Below are 17,730 nucleotides of genomic sequence, written 5' to 3'. Positions count from 1 at the left end.
CGTTTTGAACATTGATTTTCCGGCACATGCCGGACTGCAGCCGCTATGGCGCAAATGCCTTCTCTATATGCTGCTGTTAACGGGGATATTGTTTCTGGCGGCCTGTAGCGAACAAAAGCTGCAATCTAATTTGAATGAACAGGACGCCAATGAGATAATTGCGGTGCTGAACGAAAATGGTGTGTCGGCTGGTAAGACCGCTGCGGATGAAGGCAAATGGGATATTACGGTCGGCGACGGTGACTTTGCCAAATCGGTGGCTCTGCTACAGGCGCGGGGTTTGCCGCGTACGCAAAGCGATACATTATGTTCCGCATTTCAGCCCAGCGGATTCGGTGAAACACCGTTATCGCAGCAGGCCCGTTTGGTCTGTGCCACCCAAAATGATATCGCGCGCACAATCACGGAAATTGACGGCGTGGTCAGCGCAAGAGTGCAATTGGGGATGCCCGAACCCAATGCAAGCACAGGCGAGGTAAAGCCGACAACCGCATCGGTCCTTGTCAAATATCGCAGCGGCTTCGACGTGCGCCAACATACCAGCGGGGTCAAAACACTGGTCGCCAACGGTGTGGATGGCCTGGCGCCTGATAATGTCTCTGTCATGATGGTGGCGGCGGCATCGGGACCGCCGGCAGCAGCAAAGGCAGATGGCGCAAATGGCGGTTCCCTCTTGCGCATATTTGCCATTCTGGCTGCTCTGGCTCTGCTTGGTCTGGCGCTGAAGGCATGGTCGGCGCGGCGGAAAAAGAGCAATAGCAAGGTTCCTGCTCCTATGGACGGGAATCCGGCGGAATGACGGCGGCGGACGCTCTTGACCCTGCACCATCGCAGTACAGGAGCGAACGCAGCGCTAATTTTGCGCGCCGATTGCAAGTGGCCGGTATTGAAACCGGCAAATTGCGGAGCAGCCGGTTTCAAAAGGCGGATAATGCCAATGACGACCGGCTGGAATTATTGCGCATAATGCCGGCATGGATCGGCTGGCCAAAAGAGGCGCAGGACAAACTGGCGCAGGCTGTTGCCATTTTATCCTGCCGCAGCGCCATTGATCTGGAAATTTCTGGGCCAAGGCTCACGTCTTTTGCCGAAATTATGGGTGATGACCTGTTTGAAAGCTTGTGCGATCTGGAACTGGATGAGGAGGATCAAAGTCCGCTCAGCCATCTTTTGCCGCGCCCCGATATGCTGGTTCATTTGGGACGGAAATTATTGGCCGCTGGGTTGCCGCCCATGGCCGCTGGACAATTTGCAGGGGCCGCCGGGAATGTCCCGGCCGCGCGGCTCGCCGCTATTGCCGCGCCATTGGTGCAGCGCCGCCGCGAACAAGATGCGATGGAAGGTGCGCCGGTATGAGCTATTTCCTCCTCGACCTGCCCGAGGGGTGCTTTGCCGGGACCGGCAATGGCATATTGAAAGCGACAGAGCGGCAGCATTTTGACGATGCGGCGCAGCTGCTGGCGCAGGTCCGCGACATGGTGGCGGAGCAGCAATCGTTATTAGAGCAGGCGCGGCAAAATGCCTATGATGCAGCACTGGCAGAGGCGCGGGCCATGCTGACAGACGGTCTCGCCCAAAATGCCGAAGATTTTGCGCGGCAAATTGCGGCGATCGAAACCCGGTTGTCGGCCTCGGTCGCACAGGCAGCCTTGGCGGCGGCGCAGAGTATCATTGACGACCTGCCCAAACCAGTGGTGACGGAGCATATTGCAGCCAAATTGCTGCGCAGTTACGGCAGCGATGGACCGATCAGCTTATGCGTCAGCCCGGCCAACGCCGAATATCTCTCTGGCAAATTAGATATGCCGAGCAGCGTTAGCATTATCGCCGATCCGGCGTTTGGTGATACAGATTGCCGCTTGCTGGATGGAAAACGGACAATCGTTGCCGATTTGTCGGTGCAATTGTCGGCCATAGCGGAAAAATGGGGCATCGCGGCGGCCCCGATGGCGGAGGAGGAGGAATGACCCCTTCCGGCAGCAACCTTGTCGCTGCGCTCCACGGCGAGCCATTATTTGAACAACGCGGGCGGATTGTATCGGCGCTCGGCACCACATTGACGGTCAGGGGCATTTCGGGCCGTATCGGTGACAGCTGCCGGATTGTCAGCCCATCGGGTGAACATTTGTTATGGGCGGAGATTATCGGGCTGCACGGCGAGGATATTATCCTGACCCCGCTCGGCGAATTGCGCGGTATCGCCCCTGATAGCGAGGTGGTCCTGCGCAGCGGCCGAGCGGAAATTCCGTGCGGTGATGATCTGCTTGGCCGGGTCTTTGATGCCCGGATGCAGCCTATTGACGGGCTTGGACCGGTCGCACAGGACCATCTGCGCCCGTTAAATGGAGAGGCGCCCAATCCGCTCGACCGGGCGCCAATATCGCAGCCAATGGAAAGCGGTATTCGCACCATTGATGGCTTAATGACCATCGGCACCGGGCAACGCATCGGGGTGTTCGCCAGCGCGGGCTGCGGTAAATCAACGCTGATGGGTTTGCTCGCCCGTCAGGCAAAGGCCGATGCCATCGTCATCGCACTGGTCGGGGAACGCGGGCGCGAAGTGCGAGAATTTATCGAAGATGTGCTGGGGGAAGAAGGGCTTTCGCGCTCGGTCATTATCGCGGCGACTTCGGACCGTCCGGCGATGGAGCGTGTGCGCGCGGCGCGCGTTGCCACCAGCATTGCCGAGGGCATGCGCGACCAAGGAAAAAATGTCCTGCTGTTGATGGACAGCGTCACGCGTTATGCCCGGGCCTTGCGCGAGGTCGGCCTGTCGGCGGGAGAACCAGCGGTCCGGCGCGGCTTTCCGCCCTCTGTCTTTGCCGACCTGCCGCGCCTATTCGAACGAGCCGGCGTTGCTGCCAAAGGGTCGATCACCGGCATATATACCGTCTTGTTGGAGGAGGAAGATGGCGATCCGATTGGTGAGGAGGTCCGCTCTTTACTCGATGGCCATATCACCTTGTCGCGCCAATTGGCCGCGCGGGGCCATTATCCCGCCATAGATATTTTGGACAGCCTGTCGCGGCTCTTCACGCGGCTGGCGTCGCCCGAACAGCAAAAATCGGCTGCCTTGGTCCGCGCGATGCAGCAAAAGCTGCGCGATACCGAATTGCTGATCCAAATGGGCGACTATGAACCCGGGCGTGACCATATGGCGGACCGGGCCATAGACAACCGGGAGGCGATGGACGCGTATTTAAGGCAGGAATCGGGCGAGATCAGCAGCATGGCACAATCCATTGCGCGGCTGCGGGCATTTGGCGATGACGGATTATGACTTCCAATGACCGGATAGACCGCGTGGCGCAGGCCCGAAAAGTCACCGCCGCACGCCTGATGAAAGCAGAGCAGCTATTGTCCCGCGCATTGCAAGCCCATGGCGCCGCGCGGCATGGGTTGGAAAGCGCGGCGGCGGCGGTGCATGATTCCCGCGCGCGCCTATTGCATGCAAAAGAGGAAATGCGCGGTGAGCCGCAGTCCGAACATCTGCGGATTTGGGCGGGCGAGACGGAAAAACAGCTTGATCAGGCATTGGAAAAAGAGGCCGAGGCACGTGAGATATTGGCCGAAGCGGAAATAGAATTGCAGCAACGGCGGCGCATGGTGAAAGCATCCGAAGCCCGGATAGAGGCCCTGCAGCGCGAGCATAAACAGCTGCTGCGCCGCCAACAGGAACGCCAGGATGAAGCGGCGGCAGACGATATGCATAAAATAAAACAGCAGCCAGAAGCGATCGGCGCAGCGCAAAAAATTGCAGGAGCATTCAGATGATTTCAGGCAATAATAAAAATAACCCCGCCCCGGTAACGCAAGGCGGCATCGCCGCCCCGCCAAGCAACCGCAATGCGCCCGCCGCAACGCAGGAACGCCAAAATCTGTTCAAGAAAAGCCTCGACCGGCAAGCGGGCAAAATGGATGATAAGAAAAATCCCGACGCCAAAGAGGATGCGAAGAAAATAATGCAGCATCCGCAAGGCGGCCGGTTGAAGGACGAGCGGGAGGCAGGCGGCGAACGCGCCGATGCCGCGATGCCGGTGCGCAGCGCCGCCGCAGATCTTTCGGTGGCAACGGCGCAGCAAGCACAGCCGGGCGGTGAGCCTTTACCCGCGCATTTGGAAAAAATGGCCGCTGCCATCCAAGAGCTGGCTGGCCGCGGGCTGAATGCGCAGTTTCAGTTGCAGCTTCCCATGGGCGCTATGTCCGTGGAATCAGTTATCCTAGCACGTGATGGCGCAGGCCGCTTGGCCATTCAATTGCACGGACAGGGGCAATTGCCAGCCACAATCATGAACCGCGTCGCAGCGGATTTGGCGCACCGGTTGAAACAGAAAAAGCTGCGCATCGCGTCGGTGGAATTTGCACAAATGCAGCCGGGGAAACTGCCCGGCCACCCCGCCAAGGGGCAGGCATAAAGCCTAATCGGCTATACCGGCTATTTCCGGCGATATAGTTTGCTCCTGCAATAATAGCAGCCGCCGTTCGCTGGCCTTACGTTCTTCGGAAGACCGGTCAGCCGATTTATTCGCATCGCGCGCTGTATCATCCCGTTGCAGGTCATTTATCCTCGAATAAGCCATTGATACCGACATGATGGATAAATTGCGGACCATGATGGCGACGATTTTTTGCAAAAATTCCTGCCCGCTTTGCTTATCGGTTTGCGGCCCAAACCGCCCGCCTTCCATCGTTTTATCAAGCAATTTCTGATCCAGAACTGCGCCATTTTCATGCTTATAGTCGCCATCGCGTTTTTCGACCAACAGCAAGCCATCTTTATGGATTTCATCCAAGTGATAACCCGATTTGCCGCTGTCGATTGTCAATGGCACGCCGGGTTTGCCAAGCCCTGAAATGACGCTGCCTTTATGTTCCGACGATATGATGATGTCGCTGATTTTGACCGGATCGGTTTGCCCCGGCTTATAGTCCGTGATCAATGTTATTTTGCTGTCATTGCCAAAAGCGAGACTGGTTTTTCCAACGAAATTCAGCTTGTCTCCGCTCTCTGGCATGATGGCCGCATCTTGCGCAAAAATGGTAATGGCCGTGCCCAGCTTTTGATTTTCCAGTTTAACCGATGCGCCCATTTGATCGAGCGTCAATTGATAATCCCGCTCCAGCCGCGCCTCCAGCAGTCCGGGGGACGTTTGGGTAAAGCCAATTTCATTGCGGCTGGAACCGAGTTTTTGAACTGGTTGAAAATCACCTGCTAAACCGCCCGCGTTCATTGCAGGCAATCCGGGGTGCAATGATGGAGTGATGGTCATCATACCACTTGCCTCCGAATTAAGCTGGTTGCGCGGTCAACGGCATCAGCGATAGTGCGCAGCGACGCATCGCCCACATCGGGCGCTTTTTCGGCGGCCTCAATCGCTTTTTGAATGTGGCTTAAGGCCCGCGCTTCGGGCCGGGCCGCAAATAGCGCCGCTCCTTCAATGGCAAAATCATGCAAACTACGGGTCAGCCGCCCGCGATCGGCGGCGCTGCCCGGATATGTTTTTTGCAAGTCATCGCATATGGTTTCAATTTCATAGGGGTCCGTACTGTCGCCAAAGCCGCCATTGCCGTCCCCATCGACAAGGTTAAATGCGTCTGACAGAGCAGCGCCAATACGGCCTGCAATCCCCGACATTTCCTGTGCCGCAACATTATTTGCGCTCGCACCTTTTCCTGCCGCGCCGACATTGGAAATGATTTTGCGTCTTATACCGTCAATTCCGGTCACGATGTCGCCCCTTCATTCTGTCCCAGCTGCCAATTGGCGGCGGCCGGTTTGCTACATTTTATACCCCTATTGGCCTTTGTGTAACAGATTCATGACAGCCTGTATCTCCACATAATGTTTAGGTCCTGACCCTAGCCTGACCCTATGCCCCGCAGTCCAAACACCTAAACATTATGTCTAGTTACAGCGGGGCAGATTTAAGTCATATTGGCAGAATAAGTAAGAATTTTCGGCGGAGTTGAAGCAATGACATGGGCAGTAGGGCAGGCTTCCGGCCTGTCTGGGTCAATAACAGGGCGGGTTTTAACCGAAGCATTGCGGCATATGCCGCTGGTGCCGCGCGATATTATTGCCGATGCGATATTGGCCATTCCTTCCCGCGAGATTGCCGCCTATGCGCTGCCCTCTGCGGCGGTAAAATTGGCGACGGCGGGCATATCCGCGCTGCAATCGTCCAACGCCCCTGCGGCTGGACCGCAGCCGCGCGACCTCGCATTATTGGCGCAGGATGTATATCGGGACCGGGCCAATCCGCCATCGGGATACCGCGCGGCAACGCCGGGTGATTTAGGCGCTCTGGGTCTCAACCCGCAGGATTTATCATCGACGCAAAGCGCATTTAAGGCGCGGGTTTATGTGACTGGCACTGGCGCCGATACGCAATATGTGGTTTCGTTCCGCGGTTCGCAAAGCGCGAGCGATTGGCGATCAAATTTCCAGCAAAGCGTTGGTCTTTCCACCGATAATTACCGCAAAGCATTGGAAATTGGTCAGAAGATCGCGCTTTATGGCAATGGCAATGTGACATTCACTGGCCATTCGCTGGGCGGTGGATTGGCTTCGGCTGCGGCTATATCGGGCGGCATCCCTGCGGTCACTTTCAACGCATCGGGGTTAAGCGCCAAAACGATTAAAACTGCCGAACAAATGCGCATGGCGGCGGGCGTAGAGCAAGCCGGTGCAGTGGATGCCTATTATGTGCGCGGTGAGATATTGTCGCTAATCCAAGATGGGGGGGACCGGTTTATCGGCGGCGTGCTGGGCGGTTTGTTGGGGGCGGCGGTGTTGGACGCGCCCGAAGCCTATGGCAGACGCATCGGCATTGACGCCGTGCGGCCCGAAGGCGTGAAATGGTATCAGGATAATCCCGCCGCGCGCCACGGGATAGCATGGGTCATCAGCAGCGTTTGAAGCTGTAATGGCGGGTTGCAGGCAAGCGATTGCCAGCTATTCTTTCATGCGTTATCACCGATGGGATAAGCATATGCAAAGCCGCCTATATTCTCACACTCTGCTGCGGATGGCGCAGGGACGCCGGGTAAAAGCGGCTCTTTTGGGGGCGATGGCGTCTCTGCTGCTCGGAGGATGTGACTTGGCTCAGGATAATTTATGCTTTTCCGCCCGCCCTGCGGTTATTCGCCCGTCGATGCAAAGCGTGTCAGCGCATTTAAGCAGCGGGCAATCGGGCAAAATACTGGCCGAAGCCATATTCGCAGGCGATTTGGAAAAGGCCGCAGGGTTAATTGACGATGATCCCAAATTATTGGGGACGCAGGTGCTATATGACCCTGATATGGACGCGCCGCCGACGGGCCAATATGGCGATTTGCTAACCTTTGCGGTTGCCAGTTGCAACGCCGATATGCTCGGCTTGCTGCTCAGCAAAGGGGCAGAGCCGAACGGCGTGCAAAAAGGGGAGGCACTCACCCTTGCCTTATTGGCCGATAGCCCGGTGATGGCGGAAATTCTGCTCCAAGCGGGTGCGAGTAGCGATGCCGCCAAATTGGACGGCAAAAACATCATGAAGGAGCTGTTTGCTTTTGACGCGAAAGGCGGGGTGATGACCTTATTGCGGCATGGCGCGGACGTGAATGCCAGCGACGCTTTTGGTTTCACGCCCATTCATGATGCACTGTCCATGGAAAATTACGAAATCGCGCTTCTGCTGCATGAACATGGCGCGGCGCTATGGCAAATTGGCGGGGCCGGGGCATTGCCGGCGTGGCAGCTGACCAAGCCGTCGGTTCTGGATGCGGGTAAAGCGCAACGGGAGGCGAAGGCAAAGCTGCTCGAGAAAGCCAAGGCATCCGGCCTGCCATGGCCGCCGCCGCCGCCGCCAGAGGTGCGCAAATTGATACTATCGGGCAAATGGCCGACACCGGAATTGGAAAAATCCGGGCTGACCATTCACCCCAATGCAAAGCAGGATATTATCACGCGTTTCGGAAAATCCGCGCAATAAAGGATGATCTGTAGCCCTCTGGCTTTAATCGATGCGTTTAAACTACAAGTTCAGTTCAAAGGTGGGCCTCAGGTGAGGGACCCCCGCCTTCGCGAGGGCGACGGTATTTTGTTTTGGACTATAACCGTTTTTGGCACCGTTTCTGGAACCTCAATTGCCCCTAATTCAGGCTATTCCACAGCCGGTCAAAGTCAGCGGCTCCCATCGGGATATAGGCAAGGCTTTGGCCGGGTGCAGCGGGGCAGCTTTCGCCGGTGCCTATGGCGGTATAGCCCGATATATCCATCATCATCCGGTCATTAAAACTAAAGGCAATCAACGCCCCAGAACGCCGTTTGTCGGTGACATCTTTATAGAGATTTGCTGCCCGAAACGCCGCGCGCTCGCTGCGCAGTTGGCAGATATTCTGACCCTCTGCATCCCGGTAGGCGCCGCGCAGTTCAAAAGCACCTGCATCATTTGTCCGGCGCATCAAGATAATATGGCTGCTGGTACTGGTCAGCACAGGCGCGACTTGTTCCAATGCGGCCGCTCCGTCCGGTTTGCCGGTATCAAGCGCGGTTTCCACAAACACCGCATAAGGCGCGCTGCCGGACCAGGCTGGTGCGACAGCTGCAGGCAGCAAGGCCATCCGCCGCGCGGTCAGGGCTTGTTTCAAACAAGCGGACTTTGCCGCCATATCCTCGTCCGCGCTACAAGTTTCAATGGCTTGCTGATGCTCGCTTAGCGCCCGGAGCGCCGCACGGCGGCTATCGCCTGTGGGGGTCAGCATTGTGACATCGCGCGCTAATGCAAATAGGCCATCATCCTTTGTGTCGCAGGCAAAACGCGCCGCACTATCGGCAATGTCTTCGCAGTTTCTGGCCTGCATTTCGGCGAGTGTAGTAAGCGACGACGCGCTGATGCTGCTAATCTGTCCGGCGCCTGCGATCAAAATTCTGTCTTCTATTTTTGCGCCGGCAAAATAGGGCAGTTGGTTCAACGTAATGATCGCATTGTCGAGCCGAGTGGCCGACCAGTCGCTGTCCCAAAGCGCGAAATTTATCAGCGTCGAATTGCTGAAATCCGCGCCATTGATGATGACGCCCTGCCGGTCAAAGGCGCAGCCATTGCTTTCGGCATTGCCGCAACTGAAACGGAAACTTTGCAGCTTCGCCTGACTTAAATCCCAATTGGCAATGGACGCATCCCAGCCGCCATCAAATTGCCCAAAGCTGAAATCGGCATTTTTCGCATTGCTATTTTCCATTATGGTCGAGCGTATCAACACATGCTGCATAACGGCGTTCGATAGATTGGCGCCGGTCAGGTTGGAGTTGATAAATCCCATGCCGTCATACCGCTGCCCCGACCAGTTGCTGCCCGACAGGTCAGCATTTTGAAAACAAACATTGGACAGGTCTTTAATTTCACTCATGTCCCAATTTTTGAAATCGCCGCCATTGATGACCAGTAAGCTGCCATCTTTCGCCTTTTTGCGAATTTTCTTCAGCTGCGACTCTTTCTTCAACGCCGTGCCGTCGATGCTTTGCGGCAAATCTGCGCCGCTGCCGTCCAAATTGCCTGCTTTTGCAAGGCAGCTATTGGCAGGGATGTCAGACATATTGATACCGGCAGGAATGTCTGCTTGAACCTCTTGGGCAGCGGGCGGCGTTTCTGCTGCGGCTTCGGGCGCTGGTTCGGGTGCGGCTATTTCCGGCTCAGTGCCGGGTAGCTCCTGCCCCATGGCGACGGGGGATGCCAATAAACCGGCGGATAATAAAACGCCATAGCATGGCAGCTTTATCCACGGAGCGATGAAGGAAGAGCGCATAGAGAATCCTTTATCCATTGAAATATAGGATAGCCGACAAAAACCGGAAAACCAGAGGTTTATTTCGCTTAATATTTGTTTTTCCAGCAATGATACAGAACACGGCTATCGCGACTCGACAGTGCATTAACATTGATGTAAGTAACGGCCATGTCAGATATCGCTCCTGATTTGCCCGACATCATCCTATGGGCCATCCCCGCTTTTATCATCCTGATAGTGGCGGAATTGCTGCTGAATAAACGCGGCAAGGGCTATGAGCTGCGCGATACGGTCACCTCGCTTGCAATGGGTTTGGGCAGCCGCGTTGCTGGTTTTCTGACGCTTGGTCCGATATTGGCTATTGCTTATGCTGCGCATGATTTGGCACTGTTCGATATTGGCTATGTCTGGTGGGCATGGCCGATTTGTTTTGTGCTCGATGACCTGGCTTATTATTTGTTTCACCGCAGCGCGCACCGCGTCCGCTGGTTTTGGGCCAGCCATGTGAACCATCATTCGAGCGAGCATTATAATCTGTCCACCGCATTGCGGCAAACATGGACCGGTTTCATTGCCTTTGGCTTCATCTTTCGCTTGCCGATATTGCTGATCGGATTTCCGGTGGAGATGGTGCTGTTTTGCGGCGCGATCAACCTGCTCTATCAATATTGGTTCCATACTGAGGCGATTGATAAAATGCCGCGCTGGTTTGAATATCTGTTCAACACGCCCAGCCACCACCGGGTCCATCATGCGGTTAATCCCGCGTATCTGGACGCCAATTATGCTGGCGTGTTGATGATATGGGACCGGATGTTCGGCAGCTTTGTCGCAGAAGACCCGGCCGATCCGCCGCGCTATGGTTTGGTTGCTAACCTTGGCACGTTTAATCTGGTCAAGGTCGCCTTTCATGAATGGACCGCGATTGCCCGTGATGTCTGGTCCGCACCATGGCGGCATAAGCTGTCTTACATGATCCGCGAACCCGGTTGGAGCCATGACGGCAGCCGCGAGACGAGCGCAATGATTAGGGCGCGGGCGAACAGCGAAAAATCTTCGCCTACAGGATAAAACCCCATTGCTTCAATTTAATCGCGTGATTAAACCTTCCGTATGAGGAGACAATCATGGACGAGTTTGACATTATCGTAATCGGCGGCGGCAGTGCGGGCAGCGCGGCGGCAGGGCGGCTTTCCGAAGATGGAAAATATAGCGTCTGCTTGATCGAGGCAGGCGGCACGAATGACAATTTCCTTATAAAAACACCGGGCTTCATGCCGTTTTTGCCAGACAAATCCAACTATCGCTATGAAACCGTCCCGCAAAAAGGGATGAATGGACGCACCGGATATCAACCGCGCGGGCGCGGCCTGGGCGGGTCGAGCGCGATCAACGCCATGGTATATATTCGCGGGGCGAAATGGGATTATGACAATTGGGCGGCGCTCGGCTGTGATGGCTGGGCCTATGACGATGTCCTGCCCTATTTCAAACGCAGCGAAGGCAATGAACGCGGCGGCGATGACTATCACGGCGCGGATGGTCCGCTCAGCGTGATGGATCAACATTATTCCAACCCGGGCTCCGCCGCCTTTATCGAAGCCGCCGCTCGGCTCCAATATCCGCGCACCGATGATTTTAACGGCGCGCGGCAAGAAGGTTTCGGCATGTATCAAGTCACGCAAAAGGGCGGCGAACGCTGGTCGGCGGCCCGGGCCTATGTGGAACCGGCAAGATCGCGGCCCAATTTCACCGTGCTCACCGACAGTTTGACGGAGAAGATCATCGTCACCGGCGGGCGGGCGGCTGGCGTACAAATCCGTCAGGGCGGGAAAAGCAGACAGATTATGGCGCGCGGCGCGGTCATCCTGTCGGCAGGCGCGTTTAACTCGCCGCAAATTTTGATGCTGTCGGGCATTGGCCCTGCCGCGCATTTGCGCGAACATGGCATTGATGTCGCTCTCGACAAGGCCGCTGTCGGCAACGACCTGCAAGATCATATTGATTATGTCAGCCGATTTATGACGCAGTCGCGTGAATTTATCGGCGATTCGCTCCCTGGCACATTGCGTATGGCAAAGGCCGTGATCGAACACCGGCTGAAACGCACAGGCATTATGACGACGCCTTATGCCGAAGCTGGCGGCTTCATCAAATCCGCCCCCGACGTGCCGGCGCCCGATGTGCAATATCATTTCGTGCCCGCGCCGCTGGAGGATCATGGCCGGGAAAAGGTGAGGGGGCACGGCTTTAGCTGCCATGCCTGCGTCCTGCGTCCTGAAAGCCGGGGAACGGTGCGGATCGCCTCCGCCGATGCCGCCGCCGCGCCCGTCATCGATCCCAATTTCTTGGACGATGACCGCGATATGGCGGTCCTGCGCACCGGCGTCAAAGTCATGCACCGGATCATGCAAACCGCCCCGATGGCCTATTATGGCGGTGTCGATGTGAATAACACGCCGCTTGATGATGACGATGCGCTCGATGCGCTGATCCGCTCGCGGGCCGATACGGTCTATCATCCGGTCGGCACTTGCCGGATGGGCAGCGATGCTGATGCCGTGGTCGATACCCAGCTGCGGCTGAATGGGATAGCGGGGCTGTATGTCGCCGATGCCAGCATCATGCCCCGTCTAGTCAGCGGCAACACAAATGCGCCGAGCATTATGATCGGCGAAAGATGTGCCGATTTTGTCCGGGCGCATTTGCATTGATCTTGCGGTAAGCGCTTCCTATCGCTAACCGGCTTTCGGACAGCAGACGGGAATCCGCATGAAATATCTTAGTACCAGAGGAAATGCCTCCAATCTTGATTTCGAAGGCGTAACGCTCGCCGGGCTTGCCAGCGACGGCGGATTATACGTCCCCGAAACATGGCCGCGTTTCAGCGAGGCGGAAATCGCGTCGATGCGTGGGCTGAGCTATATTGATCTTGCGGTGCGGGTGATGACGCCTTTTACCAAAGGGTCGCTATCGGAGGCGGAACTGAAGGAATTATGCGAGGCGGCCTATGGCAGGTTTAGCCATGCCGCTGTCACCCCGCTGGTGCAGCTGGATAGTCAGCATTGGCTGCTCGAGCTGTTCCACGGGCCGACATTGGCATTTAAGGATGTCGCATTGCAGCTTTTGGGACAGCTATTTGAAAAATTCCTGTCGGGTTCGGATAAGGCGCTGACGATTGTTGGGGCGACGTCGGGCGACACCGGATCAGCGGCGATTGATGCGGTTGCCGGGCGTGAGCGGGTGGAAATTTTCATGCTGCACCCGCATAACCGGATCAGCGATGTGCAGCGGCGGCAAATGACCACCGTGCTGGCCCCCAATGTCCACAATATCGCCATTCAGGGCAGTTTTGATGATGCGCAGGCGATGGTCAAAACGATGTTCAACGATCCCGATGTCAATAGCGTGCTGAATGTGACTGCGGTGAACTCGATCAACTGGGCGCGTTTGATGGCGCAGATTGTCTATTATTTTGCCGCCGCGCTGAAATTGGGCGCGCCGGAGCGTAAGGTTGCCTTTTCGGTGCCGACCGGCAATTTTGGTGATGTGTTCGCTGGCTATGTTGCCGCGCAAATGGGGCTGCCGGTGGAGCGGTTGATTGTGGCCACCAACGTCAATGATATCCTGCACCGCGCCTTGTCACGCGGCGATTATTCGGTCAGCGGCGTGACGCCGACCAGTGCGCCGTCAATGGATATTCAGGTGTCGAGCAATTTTGAACGGTTGCTATTCGACCTGGAGGGCCGCGATGGGTCGACCACGGCGGCGCGGATGAAATGGTTTGAACAAATGGGCAAGATGGTATTGTCCGCCGATATGCGCAAACGGGCCAGCTTCTTTGCCAGCGCCCGCGCCGATGCCGACGAAACGGCAGGTGCAATGCGGTGGGCCTATGAACAATGCGGGCAGATTATTGATCCGCATACCGCGATCGGATTGCACGGTGCGCGCACCGCCAATATCGCAGCAGACGTGCCTGTAGTGACGCTCGCCACCGCGCATCCGGCAAAATTTCGCGATGCGGTGGAACAGGCAACGGGCATTCGTCCGGCCTTGCCCGGGCGCGTGGGCAATTTGTTTGAGCGGGAGGAACGCTACGAAGTCCTGCCCGGCGAATATGCGGCGGTGCGCGACTATATCCTGTCCAATGCCGCGCGTCCTGCATTGCTGTGAACGGCCTATCGCCCAATTTCGTGACGCTGATCAGCGAGCCGCGCACCGATTATACATTGATCGATAGCGGCGCGGGCCGCAAATATGAACGCTATGGCGATAAGAGCTTCATTCGCCCCGAACCACAGGCCATGTGGCAACCAGCGCTCAGCGACTGGGATGCCGACGCCGAATTTATCCCCGGCAGCGATGATGAAGGCGGCGGGCGATGGTATAATCATCGGCCCGTGCCAACCGATGGCTGGCCGCTATGCTGGAACGACGAAGTTACCTTCAACGCGCAATGCACGCCGTTTCGCCATTTGGGATTTTTCCCTGACATGGACCCGGTTTGGCGCTGGATGCGCGGAAAGCTGACCGGACTTGCTGAACCCGATGCGATGAATTTATTTGGCTATACCGGCGTTGGCACGCTCGCTCTGTCGGCGGTGGGAGCCAAAATGGTCCATGTTGATGCATCGAAAAAATCGGTGGCACAGGCGCGGGTCAATGCAGAAATGTCGGGCATGACGGACCGCCCGGTGCGCTGGATCATCGACGATGCCGCCAAATTTGCCGCGCGGGAGGTTCGGCGGGAACGGCGTTATGACGCGATATTGCTCGACCCGCCCAAATATGGCCGCGGCCCTGATGGCGAAATTTGGCGGCTGGAGGAAGATTTGCCGCCGCTGATCGCCGATTGCCGCCGGTTGATTGATGCCAATTCCCGCTGCCTTTTCCTAACCGTATATGCCGTGCGAATGTCGGCGATGGCGCTTGGAGCTTTGCTGAAATCGCATTTTGGCGACTTGCCGGGCAGGGTGGAATTTGGCGAGCTTGCGGTGCGCGAACAGACACGCGGCCTGTTGCTGCCCACCGCCATATTTGCGCGCTGGTCGCAGGATTGAGAAAGAAATTATGACCGATAGCCTCACCCTTGAAGTGCATGACCTTGTCGTCAATGTCCTGACCGGCATTTACAGCCAGGAAACCCATCTGCCGCAGCCGCTGCGTATTTCGATGAGCGTCGATCTGTCGATGGCCGATCATTATGCGCCCGGCACGCCTTTATCCGCATCGAAAAATTACATGGATTTGAAGGATGCCGCAACCAAGCTGCCCGAAGGTGTGCACTTCACCCTGATCGAAGCGGTGGCGGATCATATCATGGATAAATTATTCGCGCAGGATGACCGGGTGCTGCGGATCACCATCAAAATCGTGAAGCTGGCCATTGCCGAGGATGGCGAAAATATCGGCATCACCATGGTTCGGGCCCGCAAATGACGGCGCCGCGCCCGCTCGCCCTCATCACCGGCGGGATGCGCCGCGTCGGCGCGTATATCGCGATGAAACTGGCGCGGGAGGGCTATGATCTGGCGCTGTCAACGCATCAGGAATGTGACGTGAAGCCGTTATTGCTGGATGTGTTGACCGAAACCGATACCCGGTGGAAAGCCTTTGTCGCGGACCTGTCCGAACCCGCCGCAGCGCCCATGTTGCTCGATCAAGTCGCCCATGAATTCGGACGCACGCCCGATCTTCTGGTCAATAATGCCGCGATATTTGGGCAGGATGGGTGGCAGGATATGGACGTGAGCAGCCTTGAATCGCAATTCCGGCTCAACCTATTTTCGCCGCTTCTGCTCTCCCGCGCCTTGGTCGCGGCGGCAGGTGAGAGCGCCCGGCCTGCGATCGTGCATATATTGGATCAGCGCATCGTAAATCCGCATGGCGATCAGATCAGCTATACTTTGTCCAAACAGGCGCTCGCCGCGTCAGTGCGGTCGATGGCGGCTGCCTTTGGCGGGCGGGCGCGGGTCAATGGCGTGGCCCCGGGGCTGGTTATATCCACGCCCGATTATGACGCCGCGTTGGAAAGCCGGCTGGCCGGGATGATGCCGCTCGGCGCGCTTCCTGACCCTGCGGGCGTGGCCGATGCGGTTCACTATCTGGCCCATGCCGGGCATGTGACTGGGCAGATTTTATATGTCGATGGCGGCGCGCATCTCAAAAGCTTCGAGCGCGATTTTATGTATCTTTAATTTTTGACGCGCCAGACTTGGATGCCGCCGCCTACTGGTTTCATCGGCTCCAACCATAAAGGCGCCTTGCCTGCGTCCATTTGGCTCCATAGGCCGCCCGGATTTTTGTGTTTGTAATTGTCCAGTTCGGCCTCGCCCGGGCATAGGGCAATATGGGTAATTTTACGGCGGTCAATCACCGCTTTTGCTTTGGCTGGCTGCGACAGGAATATCTCAATCTGGTCGTGCATCGCGCCCTCGTTACGGTGATGGCTGCTGGCAAGCACTTCATGCGGCGTGGTCAGCAGGATCATCGGCCCCATGTCAAACGGGGCAAGGATACGGGCGTTCGGCAAAGCACTCAATGCCGCAACCGATGCGGCGGATTCGCATTGCTGCGCGGTAGCTTCGCCTTGTTGCTCCCCTTTCGCTTTCGCCTTTGGCACGGCGAGCGCGCTCAGTTGTCCGGCAATTGCGCCGGGCACGAGCAGGCTGAGCATAACAGCGACCATTGCAACGCGGCGGACAGGTTCTTTGCTGCGGCGGTAATTGTGGAATAGCGTCACGATAAAGACGGCCACCGCCGGAACCGCAAAGGCGGACGCGACCGAAACCGTGCGAAATACCAATAGGGACAGCAGCGCCGAATAGAGCATGAAAAATGCAGCAACGCGAAGCTGTTTGCGGGTTGCACCGGCCGCTTCGCGCAGGAGGAACATCATCGTGATCAAGGCGCAAATCGGGGCCGCGAGCAAGGCAGAGGCCGCGCCGAAATTTTGATGCCACACTGGCAGGCCTTCGTTGACATGGACATACCAATAATCGCGCACCAGCGGATCGAGATTGCCAAAAGCGCCCGCCGAACATTGCGGCGCGAGCAGCAGCAACGTGCCCAATGCCGCGGCTCCTGCAAGCGCGGCTGCGCCCAAACGGATGCGCCAATCCTTTGGCGTGGCCATGATCGCGGGAAGCATAATCGCCGCTGCCAAAGCGATTGCGGCGATATGCGGAGGGGAAACTGTGTCGCAAAAAGCGGGCGCACCTAGCGGAGAATTTTGCGTCCCAAAAAACAGCAGAAAGGACGCCCCAGCAAAGCTGCTAATCGTCCAGATCAACCGTTGGCCATGCGCCTTTTCAAATATCCAGCGCCAACCCAGCAGCAGAAAGAATGCGGCGGTCAGCGGTGCGCCTTCCAACGATATATGCAACCAGATGGCGAGCGCGATGCCAAGGACAATGCCGCCGCGCTTTTTATTGGGCCAAAATATTGTCCACAGCGCCAGCGTCGCCATGACAATCTGCCAACCATGATGATCGATCCGCATCGGCCGAAATTGCATCAACAATGCAGGCGACAATAACGTTACCAGCACAGCGACAATGCCCGCCTCCCGCGAGGCAAGCTGCGTTGTATTGCGTCCAATCATCCAAGCAACAAGGCCAAGGCCCAGCAGCGGGACCGCAGTGCCCGCAACCATTTCCGCGCCCGCTTGCCCGATCAGCGGTGATAGCAGGATGACGATAAGCGCAAGCGGCAATTCAATCAGCCGCGACCAATGCATCGGCGCACCGGCATCGCCATTCATCCGATATTGGGTGATATCAAACCAGCTTTGCCCGGCCAGAAAATCGCGCAGCTGCACCATGCGCAGTTGATCATCGGGATCCCATCCGCTGCGGGTGACGATATTGTCCCATCCGGTAATAATCATGATCGCCGATATCGCCAGCCACAGCGCCGCCACCGGCATCCATGGCAATTTGTCGGACCTGTTTTCGAACATGC

The 17,730-nt window shown here is 57.0% G+C and carries 18 protein-coding genes; 14 read left to right on the top strand and 4 right to left on the bottom strand.

Annotation, left to right across the window (positions count from 1 at the left end):
* Positions 1 to 4 precede the first annotated feature (4 nt).
* From sctJ to ACFOWX_RS11685, 6 genes are read left to right on the top strand one after another with little or no spacing between them, the layout of a single operon-like run.
* Entirely contained in the window at positions 5 to 799 is a 795-nt protein-coding gene (gene sctJ / locus ACFOWX_RS11710) for a type III secretion system inner membrane ring lipoprotein SctJ (protein WP_381424307.1), read from the top strand.
* Positions 796 to 1,356, top strand: coding sequence for a hypothetical protein (locus ACFOWX_RS11705; RefSeq protein WP_381424305.1), 561 nt, complete (start codon positions 796 to 798; stop codon positions 1,354 to 1,356). The genes sctJ and ACFOWX_RS11705 overlap by 4 nt, the downstream gene beginning before the upstream one ends.
* Complete coding sequence (locus ACFOWX_RS11700; protein WP_381424303.1) at positions 1,353 to 1,967, top strand: hypothetical protein; 615 nt, start codon at positions 1,353 to 1,355, stop codon at positions 1,965 to 1,967. The genes ACFOWX_RS11705 and ACFOWX_RS11700 overlap by 4 nt, the downstream gene beginning before the upstream one ends.
* Positions 1,964 to 3,280, top strand: a complete 1,317-nt coding sequence (locus tag ACFOWX_RS11695; protein WP_381424301.1) for a FliI/YscN family ATPase — start codon at positions 1,964 to 1,966, stop codon at positions 3,278 to 3,280. Before ACFOWX_RS11700 ends, ACFOWX_RS11695 begins: the two co-directional genes overlap by 4 nt.
* Positions 3,277 to 3,774, top strand: coding sequence for a hypothetical protein (locus tag ACFOWX_RS11690; RefSeq protein WP_381424299.1), 498 nt, complete (start codon positions 3,277 to 3,279; stop codon positions 3,772 to 3,774). The genes ACFOWX_RS11695 and ACFOWX_RS11690 overlap by 4 nt, the downstream gene beginning before the upstream one ends.
* Positions 3,771 to 4,415, top strand: coding sequence for a hypothetical protein (locus ACFOWX_RS11685; protein WP_381424297.1), 645 nt, complete (start codon positions 3,771 to 3,773; stop codon positions 4,413 to 4,415). Before ACFOWX_RS11690 ends, ACFOWX_RS11685 begins: the two co-directional genes overlap by 4 nt.
* 3 nt (positions 4,416 to 4,418) lie before the next feature.
* On the opposite strand, the gene ACFOWX_RS11680 is transcribed toward ACFOWX_RS11685, so the two are convergent.
* Together ACFOWX_RS11680 and ACFOWX_RS11675 are read right to left on the bottom strand one after the other, a co-directional pair.
* Positions 4,419 to 5,273, bottom strand: a complete 855-nt coding sequence (locus tag ACFOWX_RS11680; protein ID WP_381424296.1) for a DUF1521 domain-containing protein — start codon at positions 5,271 to 5,273, stop codon at positions 4,419 to 4,421.
* Positions 5,270 to 5,728 carry a hypothetical protein gene (locus ACFOWX_RS11675; RefSeq protein WP_381424294.1) on the bottom strand — a complete coding sequence of 153 codons (459 nt, stop codon included), beginning with the start codon at positions 5,726 to 5,728 and terminating at the stop codon, positions 5,270 to 5,272. Before ACFOWX_RS11675 ends, ACFOWX_RS11680 begins: the two co-directional genes overlap by 4 nt.
* A 246-nt stretch (positions 5,729 to 5,974) precedes the next feature.
* Between ACFOWX_RS11675 and ACFOWX_RS11670 the strand changes: the two genes are divergently transcribed.
* Together ACFOWX_RS11670 and ACFOWX_RS11665 are read left to right on the top strand one after the other, a co-directional pair.
* Complete coding sequence (locus tag ACFOWX_RS11670; RefSeq protein WP_381424291.1) at positions 5,975 to 6,919, top strand: Mbeg1-like protein; 945 nt, start codon at positions 5,975 to 5,977, stop codon at positions 6,917 to 6,919.
* Positions 6,920 to 6,992: 73 nt separating this feature from the next.
* Entirely contained in the window at positions 6,993 to 7,970 is a 978-nt protein-coding gene (locus ACFOWX_RS11665) for an ankyrin repeat domain-containing protein (RefSeq protein ID WP_381424289.1), read from the top strand.
* 160 nt (positions 7,971 to 8,130) lie between these two features.
* On the opposite strand, the gene ACFOWX_RS11660 is transcribed toward ACFOWX_RS11665, so the two are convergent.
* Positions 8,131 to 9,783, bottom strand: a complete 1,653-nt coding sequence (locus ACFOWX_RS11660; protein WP_381424287.1) for a pentapeptide repeat-containing protein — start codon at positions 9,781 to 9,783, stop codon at positions 8,131 to 8,133.
* A 150-nt stretch (positions 9,784 to 9,933) separates the two neighbouring features.
* Here ACFOWX_RS11660 and ACFOWX_RS11655 point away from each other — a divergent pair, with 150 nt between their 5' ends.
* The 6 genes from ACFOWX_RS11655 to ACFOWX_RS11630 are packed head-to-tail and all read left to right on the top strand — an operon-like array spanning position 9,934 to position 15,965.
* Positions 9,934 to 10,836: a sterol desaturase family protein gene (locus ACFOWX_RS11655; protein WP_381424285.1), complete on the top strand. Its 903-nt coding sequence runs from the start codon at positions 9,934 to 9,936 to the stop codon at positions 10,834 to 10,836.
* Between the two features lie 56 nt (positions 10,837 to 10,892).
* The gene (locus ACFOWX_RS11650) at positions 10,893 to 12,479 is read left to right on the top strand and encodes a GMC family oxidoreductase (RefSeq protein WP_381424283.1); all 1,587 of its coding nucleotides are present in this window, start codon (positions 10,893 to 10,895) and stop codon (positions 12,477 to 12,479) included.
* Positions 12,480 to 12,537: 58 nt separating this feature from the next.
* Positions 12,538 to 13,941, top strand: coding sequence for a threonine synthase (thrC, locus tag ACFOWX_RS11645; protein ID WP_381424281.1), 1,404 nt, complete (start codon positions 12,538 to 12,540; stop codon positions 13,939 to 13,941).
* A complete protein-coding gene (locus ACFOWX_RS11640) occupies positions 13,938 to 14,828 on the top strand; it encodes a class I SAM-dependent methyltransferase (protein ID WP_381424279.1) in 891 nt (296 codons plus the stop codon). The genes thrC and ACFOWX_RS11640 overlap by 4 nt, the downstream gene beginning before the upstream one ends.
* 10 nt (positions 14,829 to 14,838) lie before the next feature.
* Positions 14,839 to 15,207 (top strand): dihydroneopterin aldolase, encoded by a 369-nt coding sequence (locus tag ACFOWX_RS11635; RefSeq protein ID WP_381424277.1) that lies wholly within the window; start codon positions 14,839 to 14,841, stop codon positions 15,205 to 15,207.
* Positions 15,204 to 15,965 carry an SDR family oxidoreductase gene (locus tag ACFOWX_RS11630; RefSeq protein WP_381424275.1) on the top strand — a complete coding sequence of 254 codons (762 nt, stop codon included), beginning with the start codon at positions 15,204 to 15,206 and terminating at the stop codon, positions 15,963 to 15,965. Before ACFOWX_RS11635 ends, ACFOWX_RS11630 begins: the two co-directional genes overlap by 4 nt.
* On the opposite strand, the gene ACFOWX_RS11625 is transcribed toward ACFOWX_RS11630, so the two are convergent.
* Entirely contained in the window at positions 15,962 to 17,728 is a 1,767-nt protein-coding gene (locus ACFOWX_RS11625) for a hypothetical protein (RefSeq protein WP_381424273.1), read from the bottom strand. The genes ACFOWX_RS11630 and ACFOWX_RS11625 overlap by 4 nt on opposite strands.
* Positions 17,729 to 17,730 lie beyond the last annotated feature (2 nt).

It is taken from the genome of Sphingorhabdus arenilitoris, assembly GCF_042651485.1.
GTDB lineage: Bacteria > Pseudomonadota > Alphaproteobacteria > Sphingomonadales > Sphingomonadaceae > Sphingorhabdus_B > Sphingorhabdus_B arenilitoris.
This window is presented reverse-complemented; position numbering and strand designations above follow the sequence as displayed.